Annotated in this window: 11 protein-coding genes; 7 read left to right on the top strand and 4 right to left on the bottom strand. The window is 71.1% G+C overall.

The window, feature by feature from the left end; genetic code table 11:
• Positions 1-10: 10 nt before the first annotated feature.
• The 3 genes from LCN96_RS06245 to LCN96_RS06235 all read right to left on the bottom strand — a co-directional run bounded on the left by LCN96_RS06245 (position 11) and on the right by LCN96_RS06235 (position 5,063).
• Complete coding sequence (locus LCN96_RS06245) at positions 11-2,632, bottom strand: phosphoenolpyruvate carboxylase (protein ID WP_225271619.1); 2,622 nt, start codon at positions 2,630-2,632, stop codon at positions 11-13.
• 68 nt (positions 2,633-2,700) lie between these two features.
• Positions 2,701-4,260 carry a hypothetical protein gene (locus LCN96_RS06240; RefSeq protein WP_225271618.1) on the bottom strand — a complete coding sequence of 520 codons (1,560 nt, stop codon included), beginning with the start codon at positions 4,258-4,260 and terminating at the stop codon, positions 2,701-2,703.
• Positions 4,257-5,063, bottom strand: a complete 807-nt coding sequence (locus LCN96_RS06235; protein ID WP_225271617.1) for an ABC transporter ATP-binding protein — start codon at positions 5,061-5,063, stop codon at positions 4,257-4,259. Before LCN96_RS06235 ends, LCN96_RS06240 begins: the two co-directional genes overlap by 4 nt.
• 35 nt (positions 5,064-5,098) lie before the next feature.
• Here LCN96_RS06235 and LCN96_RS06230 point away from each other — a divergent pair, with 35 nt between their 5' ends.
• The 3 genes from LCN96_RS06230 to LCN96_RS06220 all read left to right on the top strand — a co-directional run bounded on the left by LCN96_RS06230 (position 5,099) and on the right by LCN96_RS06220 (position 7,937).
• Positions 5,099-6,685 carry an acyl-CoA carboxylase subunit beta gene (locus tag LCN96_RS06230; RefSeq protein ID WP_225271616.1) on the top strand — a complete coding sequence of 529 codons (1,587 nt, stop codon included), beginning with the start codon at positions 5,099-5,101 and terminating at the stop codon, positions 6,683-6,685.
• Positions 6,682-6,888, top strand: a complete 207-nt coding sequence (locus LCN96_RS06225; protein WP_225271615.1) for an acyl-CoA carboxylase subunit epsilon — start codon at positions 6,682-6,684, stop codon at positions 6,886-6,888. Before LCN96_RS06230 ends, LCN96_RS06225 begins: the two co-directional genes overlap by 4 nt.
• 107 nt (positions 6,889-6,995) lie before the next feature.
• Positions 6,996-7,937 (top strand): NYN domain-containing protein, encoded by a 942-nt coding sequence (locus tag LCN96_RS06220; protein ID WP_125632505.1) that lies wholly within the window; start codon positions 6,996-6,998, stop codon positions 7,935-7,937.
• A gap of 19 nt (positions 7,938-7,956) precedes the next feature.
• Here LCN96_RS06220 and LCN96_RS06215 read toward each other — a convergent pair whose 3' ends face one another.
• Positions 7,957-8,943, bottom strand: a complete 987-nt coding sequence (locus LCN96_RS06215) for a DUF5937 family protein (protein WP_225271614.1) — start codon at positions 8,941-8,943, stop codon at positions 7,957-7,959.
• Between the two features lie 60 nt (positions 8,944-9,003).
• On the opposite strand from LCN96_RS06215, the gene LCN96_RS06210 reads away from it, so the two are divergent.
• The 4 genes from LCN96_RS06210 to LCN96_RS06195 are packed head-to-tail and all read left to right on the top strand — an operon-like array spanning position 9,004 to position 13,102.
• Complete coding sequence (locus tag LCN96_RS06210; protein WP_225271613.1) at positions 9,004-10,227, top strand: MFS transporter; 1,224 nt, start codon at positions 9,004-9,006, stop codon at positions 10,225-10,227.
• Between the two features lie 58 nt (positions 10,228-10,285).
• The gene (locus LCN96_RS06205; RefSeq protein ID WP_225271612.1) at positions 10,286-11,683 is read left to right on the top strand and encodes a DNA-3-methyladenine glycosylase 2 family protein; all 1,398 of its coding nucleotides are present in this window, start codon (positions 10,286-10,288) and stop codon (positions 11,681-11,683) included.
• A complete protein-coding gene (locus LCN96_RS06200) occupies positions 11,680-12,192 on the top strand; it encodes a methylated-DNA--[protein]-cysteine S-methyltransferase (RefSeq protein WP_225271611.1) in 513 nt (170 codons plus the stop codon). Before LCN96_RS06205 ends, LCN96_RS06200 begins: the two co-directional genes overlap by 4 nt.
• Before the next feature lie 58 nt (positions 12,193-12,250).
• Positions 12,251-13,102 carry a hypothetical protein gene (locus LCN96_RS06195; protein ID WP_225271610.1) on the top strand — a complete coding sequence of 284 codons (852 nt, stop codon included), beginning with the start codon at positions 12,251-12,253 and terminating at the stop codon, positions 13,100-13,102.
• Positions 13,103-13,145 lie beyond the last annotated feature (43 nt).

Genomic DNA, 13,145 nt, shown 5'->3' with positions numbered 1-13,145 from the left:
CCCGGGAAGGTCAGCCGGTGTTCTGCAACCCCGCCGCCACCCCGTTCACCGACAGCAGCAGCAGCGTGGACAGGCGGTCGCGCTCCTGGTCCGACAGAGTCTCCGTGCGCAGTGCGCGCAGCGCGCGCAGCTGCAGGTGCGACAGCGCGTCCACGTACGGGTCACGCAGCTGGACGGCACGCGAGAGCACCTTGCGGTTCTCCAGCAGCCGCGTGTGCCCCGTGACCCGCAGCACCAGCTCCCTGGTCCGGTCGTACTCCTCCAGCACCTGCTGGGCGAAGTCCTCCCGGCCGCCCAGCGCCAGGTAGCGCTTGGCGATGGAGCGGTCGGTCTTGGCCAGGGACATCTCCGCGTTGTCCAGCATCACGTTGAACAGCGGCCACTCCGCGTACGCCGCCCGCAGCTCGTCCAGGGAGTCGACGGCCGCCAGGCCGGTGCCGAGGCCGTACCAGCCGGGGAGGTTGACGCGGGTCTGGGCCCAGGCGAAGACCCAGGGGATCGCGCGCAGGTCGTCGAGAGAGCGGGGGGCGCCCAGGCCGCGGCGGGCCGGGCGGGAGCCGAGGCGCAGGGTGCCGATCTCCTCCAGCGGGCTGACCAGGCCGAACCACTCGGGGAAGCCCGGGGCCTCGGTGAGCGCGCGGTAGGCCTGCTCGGAGGCCGTGGCCACCCGCTCGGCCAGGCCGCGGAAACGTTCGGCGGCGGTCGCGGTGCGGGCGCCGACCGTGGGCGAGGAGGCCAGCAGGACGGCGTTGGCCACCTGCTCCAGATGACGGCGGGCGATGGCGATGTGGCCGTAGCGGGCGAAGATGACCTCGCCCTGCTCGGTGACCTTGAAGCGGCCCGCGACCGAGCCGGGGGCCTGGGCCAGCACCGCGCGGTTGGCCGGACCGCCGCCGCGGCCCAGAGCGCCGCCGCGGCCGTGGAACATGCGCAGCTGCACGTCGTGCTCGGCGGCCCAGGCCGTCAGCTCCTCCTGCGCCTCGTAGAGGCGGAGCGTGGCGGCGGCGGGGCCGAGCTCCTTGGCCGAGTCGGAGTAGCCGAGCATGATCTCCATGCGCCGCCCGGTGTCGGCCAGCCGCCGCTGCACCTCGGGGATGTCGAGCATGCCGGACAGCACCTGCGGCGAGTTGGCCAGGTCCTGGCCGGACTCGAACAGCGGCACCACGTCGAGCACCGGCGCGCGGTCGCCGAGCGCATGCCTGGCCAGCTCGTAGACCGCGGCGATGTCCTCGGCGGAGCGGGTGAAGGAGACGACGTAACGGGAGCAGGCGGTGACGCCGAAGCGCTCCTGGATCCAGCCGATCACCCGGATCGTGGCCAGGACCTCCTCGGTGCGCTCCGACAGCTCGCCGCCGGCCCGCAGCTCCGCCAGGGCCGCCGCGTGCACCTGGGAGTGCTGGCGCACCTCCAGCTCCGCCAGGTGGAAGCCGAACGTCTCCACCTGCCAGATGAGGTGCTGCAGCTCCCCGTACGCCTGCCGCGGCGCCGAGGCGGCCAGTGACTCCTGGGCCAGCCGGAGGTCGGCCAGCAGCTCGTCGGGTGAGCGGTAGGCCAGGTCGGCGTTGCGGCGGTGGGTGGCGGAGATGCGCGCGGCCACGAACAGCAGCCACTGCCGGTGCGGCTCGCGCGGCGAGCGGGTGGCCAGCTCCGACACCACGTCGGGGTGGGCGTCCACGACCGCCGCCAGCGCCGTCCGCAGCTGCGGGGAGCAGGGGGCGAACTGGGTGGAGGCGGTCAGCGTGCGGGCGATGCGCGCGCAGGCGGTCTCGAGGGCCGTCAGCACGTGCTCGGACTGGATCTGGATGGTCTCGCGGGTGACCTTGGAGGTCACGTTCGGGTTGCCGTCGCGGTCGCCGCCGATCCAGCTGCCGTACCGGATGAAGGGCGTGGCCAGCGGCGGGCGGGTGCCGCTGCGCTCGTCGAGCGCGGCGTCGAGCGAGCGGTAGACCTGCGGCACCATGCGGAACAGCGTCTCGTCGAAGGCGGCCATGGCCGTGCGCACCTCGTCGAGCGGGTCCAGCTTGGTGGAGCGGAGCTGGGCCGTCCGCCACAGGATGTCGATCTCCTCCAGCATGCGCCGCTTGCTCTCGGCGCGCTCGGAGGCGCCGCGGCCGGGCGCGTTGTACTCGCTGAGCTGGCCGCTGATGCGCTGGATCGCGGTGACGACGGCGCGCCTGCGCGCCTCCGTCGGGTGCGCGGTGAGCACCGGATGCAGCTCCAGGCCCTCCAGCAGCTCGGTGACGCGCTCGTGCCCGAGCTCGTGCACGGCCTGTGCCAGCGACTCGCGCTGCACCCTGCCCTCGGCGTCCCGCTCCCGCAGCGTACGGATGCGGTAATGCTCCTCGGCCAGGTTGGCCAGGTGGAAGTAGCAGGTGAACGCGCGGGCCACGGCCACGGCCCGCTCGATCTCCCATCCGGCGACCATCTCGGTGATCACGTCGGCCGAGATCTCGCCCTTGCGCGCCGCGATGACGGCCTTGCGCAAGCGTTCGACGTCGGCCAGCAGGTCCTCGCCACCCTGTTCGGCGAGCACCTGGCCGAGCAGTTTGCCCAGCAGACGCACATCGTGGCGTAGCTCGTCCGGCATCTCGGTTACGGCGGCACTGCGACGCTCGAGCCCCTGGTCAATCATGTTTCGAAGGGTATCGAGTCGGTTCGGGCCGCCGTAGACCGGTCTCAGTTATTGGACTAGACCACTGCTCACGTGGGCTTCGACACCGCCGCGAGCAGCTCCGGCGTACGGGCGAAGCCGATCCTGGCGGCCAGCCGCCGGCCGAGCACCTCCGCCAGCACACCGTAGAACGGCGCCAGCACGGACACCCACAGAAGCCCGAACAGCAGCGGCACCACGAACGGCAGCACGAGCAGCCCGATCCCCACCATGGCGCCCATCGCGGAGGCGAACGCCAGCCCGCCCTGGCCGGGAGCGGCGCCGCTGAAGGCGTTCATCCGCTCCGGCGCGGTGTACGGCAGCACCACGCTGGTCACCGAGCCGACGCCGAGCCCGACCCCGAGCGCGCCCCACCCGGTCAGCATGCCGGGCAGGATCGCGTCCGGCTGGCCGGTGAGCAGGCCGGTCGCGACGGCGATCACCGCGATCACGGGCACGGCGATCAGCGCGTTGGCCAGGTGCCGCCCGGCCAGGTCGGTGGTCAGGCCGCGCTCGGAGCCGAAGGCGACGGCGTTCATCCAGAGCGAGCGGCCGTCGATGCCGAACGCGTTGATCGACTGCAGCGCGATCATCAGGGCGCCCAGGCACGACAGGGTGATCGGCAGGCCGGCGCCCGCCCCGGCCGTCCTGGTCAGGGAGAACGACAGCACGATCGTCACCAGGACCGCGCTGAACCAGCCGACGCGGTAGCGGGGGTCGCGCCTGATGTACTTCAGCTCCTTGGTCACCACCGCGGCCAGCGGCCCGTCGGGCAGGAACCGGTCGATCAGGCCGCTCTCCCTGCGTACGGAGGCGGCCTGGGTGGAGGCGTCGGGCGTGACCAGGGCGCGGCCGAGCGCCTTGATCCACAACCACGCCAGGAACACGGTGAACAGCGCCACGAGGACCACCTCGGCCAGCCCGATCAGGCCGCCGTCGACGATGGCGTGGGCCAGCATGCCGGGCGGTGACCACCGCAGCACGGCGGCCATCGCGTGCAGCATGGTCGCCGGATCGCCGAAGCCGCCGTTCATCAGCAGGTTGGGCAGCTGCGCGAGCAGCACGACGAGCAGCGCGGCCACGGCCAGCACGTCGCGCCCGCGGCGGGTGCGCAGCGCGCCGGACAGCGCGGTGGTGATCAGCCGGGACGTCACCACGCAGAGCGCGAACTGCACCAGCACGGCCGGCACCCCGAGCAGCCAGCCGCCCGCGCTGGAGGCCAGCCCGACCAGCGCGCCGAACGTCACGAACAGCATCGCCGCCGGCCAGACACCGGTGACGGAGGCGGTGAACAGCCCGATCGCCAGCCGCCGCGTGCCCAGCGGGAAGAGCGCCAGCTTGGCCGGGTCGAGCGTGTCGTCCAGGCCGAACGCCATCAGCGGCACGACCATCCAGCCGATCAGGAACGTGCTGAACGCCACGATGACGAGGGAGGCGGCGATGTCCGGCGGAGCCAGCCGCAGCAGGCTCATCAGGAAGAAGCCGAGCACGGCCAGGCCGGCGGCGGCCAGCAGGGTGAAGACGAAGCCGAGCTTGCGCTGAAGGTCGCCGCGCAGGTTGCCGGCCATCAGGCGCAGCTTGAGCTGCGCGAAGAGCGTGACGGTGGTCATTGGGGGGCCTGCTGCGAGCCGGCCTGCGGCGCCGTCGGCCGCTGGGCGCCGAGCCAGCCCAGGCCCGGCTCGCCGCCCTGGTGCCCGCTCCCGACCAGTTCGAGGAACGCCTGGTTGAGCGAGGGACGGTCACCGCGTACGTCCGCCAGCGCCCCCTGCGCCACGATGTGGCCCGCGCTCATCACCGACACCCAGTCGCACAGCCGCTCGACCAGGTCCATCACGTGGCTGGAGAAGATGACGGTGGAGCCGGAGGCGGTGTAGCGCCGCAACACCTCGGTCAGCGTGTTGGCGCTGACGGGATCGACGCCCTCGAACGGCTCGTCGAGGAAGAGCACGGACGGGTTGTGCAGCAGCGCCGCCGCCAGGCCGATCTTCTTGCGCATGCCGGTGGAGTAGTCGACGACGAGCTTGTCGGCGGCCTCGGTCAGGTCCATCACGGCGAGCAGCTCGGCCGCGCGCTGCTCGACGTCGGCCTTGGGCAGGCCGCGCAGCCTGCCGTTGTAGACCAGCAGCTCGCGCCCCGACAGCCGCTCGAACAGGCGCAGCCCCTCGGGCAGCACCCCGATGCGCGCCTTCACCTCCACGGGGTCGCGCCAGACGTGGAAGCCGTCCACCTCGGCGGAGCCGCCGTCGGGACGGATCAGCCCGGTGATCATGCTGAGGGTGGTCGTCTTCCCCGCCCCGTTGGGCCCGACCAGGCCCGCGAAGCTCCCGGCGGGCACCACCAGGTCCACCCCCGCGACAGCGATCTGCTGCCCGTACCGCTTGAAGAGGGCGTGCGTGCGAACCGCGTCCGACATGGCTTCACTCTAGGAGGAGGACTAGCCTTGCGCGCATGAGCACTGCGGAGGAGATGCCGGCGGAACCGGATATTCACACCACCGCCGGCAAGATCGCCGATCTGGCGCGGCGGCTCGACGAGGCCGTGCATGCGGGCTCGTCAGCGGCGGTGGACAAGCAGCACGCCAAGGGCAAGATGACGGCCAGGGAGCGGGTGCTGGCCCTGCTGGACGAGGGCTCGTTCGTGGAGTTCGACGAGTTCGCCAGGCACAGGTCCACTATGTTCGGGCTGGAGGAGCGGCGACCGTACGGCGACGGGGTGATCACCGGGCACGGCACGGTCGACGGCCGTCAGGTGTGCGTGTTCTCGCAGGACGTGACGGTGTTCGGCGGCTCGCTCGGCGAGGTGTACGGCGAGAAGATCGTCAAGGTGCTCGATCTGGCGCTCAAGACCGGCTGCCCGATCATCGGCATCAACGAGGGCGGTGGCGCGCGCATCCAGGAGGGCGTGGTCGCGCTCGGCCTGTACGCGGAGATCTTCAAGCGCAACGTGCACGCCTCCGGCGTCATCCCGCAGATCTCGCTCATCATGGGCGCCGCGGCCGGCGGTCACGTCTACTCCCCCGCCCTGACCGACTTCGTGGTGATGGTGGACCAGACGTCGCAGATGTTCATCACCGGGCCCGACGTGATCAAGACGGTGACCGGCGAGGAGGTCACGTTCGAGGAGCTCGGCGGGGCCCGCACGCACAACACCAGGTCGGGCGTGGCGCACTACCAGGCCGCCGACGAGCAGGACGCGCTCGACTACGTCAAGGCGCTGCTGTCCTACCTGCCGTCGAACAACCTGGACGAGGCCCCGGCCTACGAGCCCGCCACGGACCTCGGCCCGGTCCCCGAGCTGGACGAGATCATCCCCGACTCGCCGAACCAGCCGTACGACATGCACGAGGTGATCGGGCACGTGCTGGACGACGGGGAGTTCCTGGAGGTCCACGCGCTGTTCGCGCCGAACGTGGTGGTCGGGTACGGCCGGGTGGACGGCCAGCCGGTGGGCGTGGTCGCCAACCAGCCCATGCATTTCGCGGGATGTCTGGATATCAACGCATCTGAGAAGGCCGCCCGATTTATTCGAACATGTGATGCGTTTAATATTCCGATCCTGACTTTTGTTGATGTACCGGGTTTCCTTCCCGGCACCGATCAGGAATGGAACGGAATCATCCGCCGCGGGGCCAAGCTCCTGTACGCCTACGCCGAGGCCACCGTCCCGCTGATCACGGTCATCACCCGCAAGGCGTACGGCGGCGCGTACGACGTCATGGGCTCCAAGCACCTCGGCGCGGATGTGAACCTGGCCTGGCCCACCGCGCAGATCGCGGTCATGGGCGCTCAGGGCGCGGTCAACATCCTGCACCGGCGCAGGCTCGCCGCCGCCGCCGACCCCGAGGCCGAGCGGGCCGCCCTCGTCACCGAGTACGAGGACACGTTGGCCAACCCGTACATCGCGGCCGAGCGCGGCTACGTCGACGCGGTGATCCGGCCGGCCGAAACCCGGCCCCAGGTCGTCAGGGCGCTGCGGGCCCTCAGGAACAAGCGGATGACCCTGCCGCCCAAGAAGCATGGGAACATCCCGCTGTGACGCCCGATCTGCGGATTGTCCGCGGCGACGCCACGCCGGAGGAGATCGCGGCTCTGACTGCTGTCCTGGCGTCCAGGAACGTGCGCGACGAGCCGGAGAGACCTGCCAACCCGGGAAGACAAACATGGCGAAACCCGGCTAGAGCTATGCGTAAGCCTGTCGCACCAGGGAAGTCGGCATGGCGGATGAGCGCACTACCCTAGATAGATCCTGCGAATCGGGTGTCAAGTTCCCCGGGAGTTGGGACTATCTAGAGAAAGTAGGCGTATATAGTCGGCCGATCAACTAACACCGCGGCCTGGAGGACGACATGGCCATCCCAGACCTCATGCCGCATCCTGTGGCAGCCAAGTACGCCGTCCTAGTGGATGTCGGTTATCTGTACGCCGCGGCAGGTGAAGTGCTGCTCGGCGCGAAGGAGCGCAAGGAATATCGGGTGGCCGCCGATGAGCTCATCCAGAGTCTACAGAAACATGCAGAGGAACGTATTTCGGGCGAACTTCTGCGGATCTATTGGTATGACGCAGCCCGTGACCGCGTGCCCACCGTCGACCAGCGGGTCATCGCCCAGCTTCCGTGGGTCAAGGTGCGACTGGGCAACCTGAACGCCCGAGGCCAGCAGAAGGGTGTGGACGCGCAGATCCGGAGCGATCTGGAGGCTCTGGCCAGGCATCATGCGGTCACTGACACGATCCTGCTGGCGGGTGATGAGGACATGGTCCCGGCGGTGGAGGCGGCGCAGGCGTACGGCGTGCGCATCCATCTGTGGGGCGTGGAACCGCCTTACGGCACCAACCAGGCCGAACGGCTGGTGTGGGAGTCCGACACCGTCGAAGTGATCAGCGCCGATTTCCTAAGACCGTTTTTCAGCCGCGCTCCCCAGCCCGTCCCCGTCACCCCGCCCGCCGCCGCGCCCTCGCCCGCGCAGGTCTTCGCCGGGCGCGCCCCCGTCAAGCCGCACGCCAAGCCCGGCCAGGTCGCCAAGCTCGGGCCGAGCAGACCGCGGGTGGAGGACGTGGGCGAGCACGTGGCCCAGAAGTGGATCCTCACCCGTGGCCGCGACAACATCCGCGACCTGCTGCCCGGGCCCATCCTGCCCACCGTGATCGACACCGAGCTGCTGATCGAGGCGGAGAAGGAGCTCGGGCACTCGCTGCGGCCTTACCCGGAGGCGCGGGTGTGGCTGCGTGACGGGTTCTGGGCGCGGGTCTATCGGGAGTTCGACCTGGGGGTGGGCGTCTCGTCCAAGTAGGGGGCCTGCGCTGTTCCTGTCAGGAGGGCCTCGGCAGCGTGCTGTCCGTCAGGAGGGCCTCGGCGGTCGCCGTGCGGGCGTACAGGACGTATCGCCCCGTACGGTGAGCTGAGCACAGGCCGGCCCTGCGCAGCGCGGTGAGGTGCTGGTTCGCGCCCGGCTCCGACAGCCCCGTGCGCCGGGCCAGCTCGCGGGTGGAGGCCGGCTGGTCCAGCTCGGCCAGCAGCCGCGCGCGGGTCCTGCCCAGCACGGCGGCCAGCGCCTGCGGCGGCTCCAGCTCGCGCCGCTCGAAGAGCGTCGCGACGCCGCGTGGCGCGTACCGCACGGTCGGCTGGTACGGCGGCACCGTCACCGAGAACACCTTCGGCCAGACGAACACGCTCGGCACCAGCAGCAGCCCGAGGCCGCGCAGCGGGCGCGCACCCGAGACGTAGCGGTGCCGGATGCTCAGCGTCCCGTCGTGCCAGGTGACGGCCTCGTCCAGATCGGCCAGCATGCGCTGCGCGCCACCCTCGGCCAGCAGCCTGGCCCGGTGCAGGATCTCACCCTCCAGCAGGGCCCGGACACGCGGCCAGTACGGGGCCAGCGCGGCCCGCCAGTAGCCGGTGACCTCGGCCGCCAGGCGCTCCAGCCCCTGCTCCGGGTCGTCGTAGAGGGCTTGCACCCGTTTCGTACGCGGACCGGGCACCTCGTCCAGATCCGGCCGCACCCGGGCGGCCGCACCCCGCATGGTGGCGAGTTCGAGCTCCAGGTCCGGCATGGACGTGGCCGGCGGGGTGCAGGTGAAGCCCGCGATCGTGATCGTCGGCACCGGCACGAGGTCGGACAGCAGCCGCCACTCCACGTCCGCCAGGCGGCGGCGCACCTGCTCGGCCCAGGGGCGCAGGAGCGGATGCGCGGACGGGTCCTTCAGCACCCGCACGCTCGCCACGACCTCACCGAGCGGGGAGATCGCGAACCGGGTGTTGGCGATGTCGTGGGCGGTGAAGACGAGATCGAGCGTCATTGGATTAGCGTCTCACTTAATCGATGGTGACATCACCGGCTCTTCACCATCGTGGCGGTCATGACGACCACGGTGACGAACGAGCCGCTGCTGCGGCTGCGCGGCTTCCGCAACCTCTTCCTGGCCGGCGCGGTCAGCCAGCTCGGCTCCCAGATCAGCTACGTCGCGCTGCCCCTGCTCGCGGTGACCGCCCTCGGGGCGGGCGCGGGCCAGCTCGGGCTGCTCGCCGCGCTCGGCACGCTCACCGTGCTGGTGCTCGGGCTGCCCGCCGGGGCCTGGGTGGACCGGGTCAGGCGCCGCCCCGTGATGATCGCCACCGACCTGCTTCGGGCCGGGGTGCTGCTGTCGGTGCCGCTGGCGTGGTGGGGCGGGTGGCTGTCGATGGCGCAGCTGTACGTCGTCGCGGTGCTCACCGGGGCCGGAACGCTGCTGTTCGACGTGGCCGCGTACAGCATCGTGCCGGGCTTGGTCGGGCGGGAGCGGCTGACGGCGGCGAACACGCTGCTGGTGGGCACCGGGGCCGGGATGGACGTGGCCGGGCGGAGCGTGGCCGGGGTGCTGGTGCAGGTGGCGGGGGCGCCGGTGGCGATCCTGCTGGACGCGCTGAGCTACCTGTGGTCGGCGGCCTGGCTGCGCGGCGTCCCCGAGCCCCGGACGACGCCGCGCGAGCCCGAGCCGCTGGGCCGGCAGATCGCCGAGGGCGTGCGGTTCCTCTTCGGCGAGCCGATCCTCGTCACGGCCCTGCTCCAGGGCACCATGGCGAACCTGGCGTTCCCGCTCTGCTCCGTCCTCCTGCCGATCGTGCTCGTCCAGCAGCTCGGCCGGCCCGAGTGGGTGCTGGGCGCGTTTCTGGCGGCGGGCGGGCTCGGCGCGCTGGCGGGCTCGGCGTCGGCGCACGCCATCGGCCGCCGGCTCGGCACCGGGCGGGCCGCGTGGCTCACGAGCCTGCTCACCACGCCCGCCGCGTTCTTCGTGCCGTGCCTGCCTCTAGGCGGGGCGTGGGTGTGGGCCGGCGCGGTGGCCTGGTTCGTGCTCACCTTCCGCACCGGGCTGAACAACGTGCTGCTGGTCAGCCTGCGGCAGCGGGTCACGCCCGACCCCATGCTGGGCAGGATGACGGCCACGATGCGGCTGCTGCTGACGGGCGCGCTCGGGGCGGGCGGGCTGCTCGCCGCCGCCGTCGGCGAGCTGTGGGGCACCGGCCCCGCGCTGGCGCTGGGCGCCTGCGTCATGGCGCTGAGCTGGCTGCCGTACGTACGCTCCCCGCTGCGCCACCAGCCATGAACGGTGGTGTCTGATTTCCGCCAGTCAGTCCCCTTGGGGAGCGCATACTGTCGGAGGCATGTCACCACTAGAGCTCGACTTCGACTCCTGCTACCGGGCCGTCTCCGCCAGGGACGCGCGGTTCGACGGGCGGTTCTACACGGCGGTGACGACGACGCGCATCTACTGCCGTCCCATCTGCCCCGCCCGCACCCCTTCGGCCCGCAACGTGCGCTTCTACCGGCACGCGGCGTCGGCCGAGGCCGCCGGGTTCCGCCCGTGCAAGCGCTGCCGGCCCGAGCTGTCGCCCGGCGACCCCGGCTGGGACCTGCGCGGCGACCTCGTCGGGCGGGCGCTGCGGCTCATCGACGACGGGGCCGCCGACGAGCGCGGCGTCGCCGGGCTCGCCCAGCGGCTGCACATCACCGAGCGGCACCTGCACCGGCTGTTCGTGGGCGAGCTGGGCGTCGGGCCGCTCGCGGTGGCGCGGACGAAGCGGCTGCTGCTGGCCAAGCAGCTCCTGACGGAGACGGGGCTGCCGGTGACCGAGGTGGCGTTCGCGGCGGGGTTCGGCAGCGTGCGGCAGTTCAACGCGACGATGCGGGAGACGTACGGGTTCACGCCGAGCGAGCTGCGCGCCACGGCCGGGCCCCGGGCGGCCGAGGTGGCCGGGGCGGCCTCCCTGCGGCTGCGGCTGCACCGGCGGGAGCCGTACGACGTGGAGGGGGTCTTCGCCTTCCTCGCCTCCCGGGCGATCCCGGGGCTGGAGGTGGCGGACCACACCTCCTACGCCAGGGCCGTGCCGGGCGGGACGATCACGCTCACCCCGCAGCGCGGGCACATCGCGCTGGACGTGACCGTGGACGACACCCGCCAGCTCGCCCGCGTCGTGGCCCGCTGCCGCCGCCTCCTCGACCTGGACGCCGACCCCGAGGCCATCTCCGACGTCCTCGGCCGCACCTCACTCGGCCCGCTGGTAGCGGCCCGGCCGGGGCTGCGGGTGCCGGGGGCGTTCGACGGGTTCGAGCTGGCCGTGCGCGCTGTCGTGGGCCAGCAGATCTCGGTGGCGGGCGCCCGTACGCTGCTGGGCCGCATCGTCGCCAGGGCCGCCGCCCCAGGCGGCCTCTTCCCCACCCCCGACCACCTCCTGGACACGGACCTGACCGGCCTCGGCCTCACCAACCGCCGGATCGACACCCTCAAGGACCTCGCCGCCCGCCTGGCGGAAGGCCAGCTCGACCTGGACGGCGGCCAGGACCCGGCCGAGGCGGTGGCCGCGCTGCTCGACGTGCGCGGCATCGGCCCGTGGACCGCCAGCTACATCGCCCTGCGCGCACTGCGCGACCCGGACGCCTGGCCCACGGGCGACCTCGTCCCGAACAAGCGCATGGCCGCCCTGGGCATCCCTTCCGACCACATCGAGCGGTGGCGCCCGTGGCGGGCGTACGCCGCCCTGCACCTCTGGAGCTCCTCATGATCGCTGCCCAGCTCGTCCCGACGCCGGTGGGCCCGCTGGCCCTGCTCGCCCGCGAGGGCGTGCTCGTCGCGGCCGGCTTCACCGCCGATCCCACGGAGATGTTCGTCCGGCTCACGCCCGCGCTGCAGGCCGAAGGGCTGGAGGTGGTGGAGGATCTCGGACTGGCCGCCGAGGCTACCCGGGCTTACTTCGGCGGGGAGTTGGATGCGTTGGATGCCGTGCCGGTGTCGCAGCCTGGGTCGGCTACGCGTAAGCGGTTGCATGCCGCGTTGCGGGAGGTGAAGGCGGGGACGACCGTTTCCTACGCTGAGCTGGCCGAGCGGGCGGGGATGCCGAGGACGGCGGCTCGGGTGGCTGGGTCTGCCTGTGCGCAGAATCTGATTGCGCCGTTTGTGCCTTGCCATCGGGTGTTGCCGAGCTCTGGGGGTTATGGGGGGTATTACTACGGCGTACCGGTGAAGGAGTGGCTGATCGCCTACGAAAGCGGAGGTATCGTCAACTCCCTGTAATGTATCGGCTGCTCTAGGTAATGTATCGGCCATGTCGCCGACATTAGAACATGAGTACTTGATCGAGCTCGTCCGCAACCGTCCGTCCCTGGTCACGGCGCTACTGGCCAGGGTGGACGTCGACATGCCCGCCTTCGACGAAGCGTTGCTGGGTAACTGCGACTTCACCGACTTGCCGAAGGAGTTCCGGTCCGACTCGGTCGTCGTATTCAGGCGGAACAAGGAGTCTGTGGCGTCGGTCATCGTGGAGGTCCAGCGGAAGTACGACCCCCACAAGCAATGGTCCTGGCCGGTCTACATGGCCACACTGCGAGCTCGCGAGAAGTGCCCGGTGACGCTTCTGGTCTTCTGCGAGACGGAGGAAGCCGCCCTGGCCTGCGCCGCCCCCATCCACATGGGGCATCCCGAGTGGGTGCTGCGCCCGTCCGTCGCCGCGTTGCGCGACGTACCCAGGATCACCGACGTGGCGGAGGCCCGAGCCAATCCCGAGCTCGCGGCACTCTCGGCCATCGCGTACGGCAGCCTCGGAGGTGACGAGGCGCTGGATGTGCTTCGGGCGTGGGTCGACGCGGACAAGCAACCGCTCGAAGGGCAGCCCAGTTATGCTGCGCTTGTATACACCCTGCTGTCCGGTTCCGACGCCGTCCAGATGTTCAAGGAGCTCGAAGTGGCCGTAGGCATCCCTGACGCCATGATAAATCCGATCATCCGCGAGGCCGTCGAGTACGGCGAGGCCAAGGGAGAGGCCAAGGGAGAGGCCAAGGCCGTCCTCATCATCCTGCGCACGCGAGGCATCCCCCTCTCACACCAAGCCGAAGAACGCGTCCTCACCTGCACCGACCAGGCAACACTGGAAACCTGGATCGACAGGGCGATCAAAGTCACCAGCGTCGACGAACTGTTCGACTGATCCAAGCCCACAGGGCTGGCACGGCACCCGGCCGCACCAGCCC

Source organism: Nonomuraea gerenzanensis (genome assembly GCF_020215645.1).
In the GTDB taxonomy this organism is placed as follows: domain Bacteria; phylum Actinomycetota; class Actinomycetes; order Streptosporangiales; family Streptosporangiaceae; genus Nonomuraea; species Nonomuraea gerenzanensis.
This window is presented reverse-complemented; position numbering and strand designations above follow the sequence as displayed.

What these genes read in the sequence shown, in the direction of transcription:
- LCN96_RS06245 (WP_225271619.1), bottom strand. Translation starts at nt 2,632, where the DNA reads ATGATTGACCAGGGGCTCGAGCGTCGCAGTGCCGCCGTAACCGAGATG.
- LCN96_RS06240 (WP_225271618.1), bottom strand. Translation starts at nt 4,260, where the DNA reads ATGACCACCGTCACGCTCTTCGCGCAGCTCAAGCTGCGCCTGATGGCC.
- LCN96_RS06235 (WP_225271617.1), bottom strand. Translation starts at nt 5,063, where the DNA reads ATGTCGGACGCGGTTCGCACGCACGCCCTCTTCAAGCGGTACGGGCAG.
- LCN96_RS06230 (WP_225271616.1), top strand. Translation starts at nt 5,099, where the DNA reads ATGAGCACTGCGGAGGAGATGCCGGCGGAACCGGATATTCACACCACC.
- LCN96_RS06220 (WP_125632505.1), top strand. Translation starts at nt 6,996, where the DNA reads ATGGCCATCCCAGACCTCATGCCGCATCCTGTGGCAGCCAAGTACGCC.
- LCN96_RS06215 (WP_225271614.1), bottom strand. Translation starts at nt 8,943, where the DNA reads ATGACGCTCGATCTCGTCTTCACCGCCCACGACATCGCCAACACCCGG.
- LCN96_RS06210 (WP_225271613.1), top strand. Translation starts at nt 9,004, where the DNA reads ATGACGACCACGGTGACGAACGAGCCGCTGCTGCGGCTGCGCGGCTTC.
- LCN96_RS06205 (WP_225271612.1), top strand. Translation starts at nt 10,286, where the DNA reads ATGTCACCACTAGAGCTCGACTTCGACTCCTGCTACCGGGCCGTCTCC.
- LCN96_RS06200 (WP_225271611.1), top strand. Translation starts at nt 11,680, where the DNA reads ATGATCGCTGCCCAGCTCGTCCCGACGCCGGTGGGCCCGCTGGCCCTG.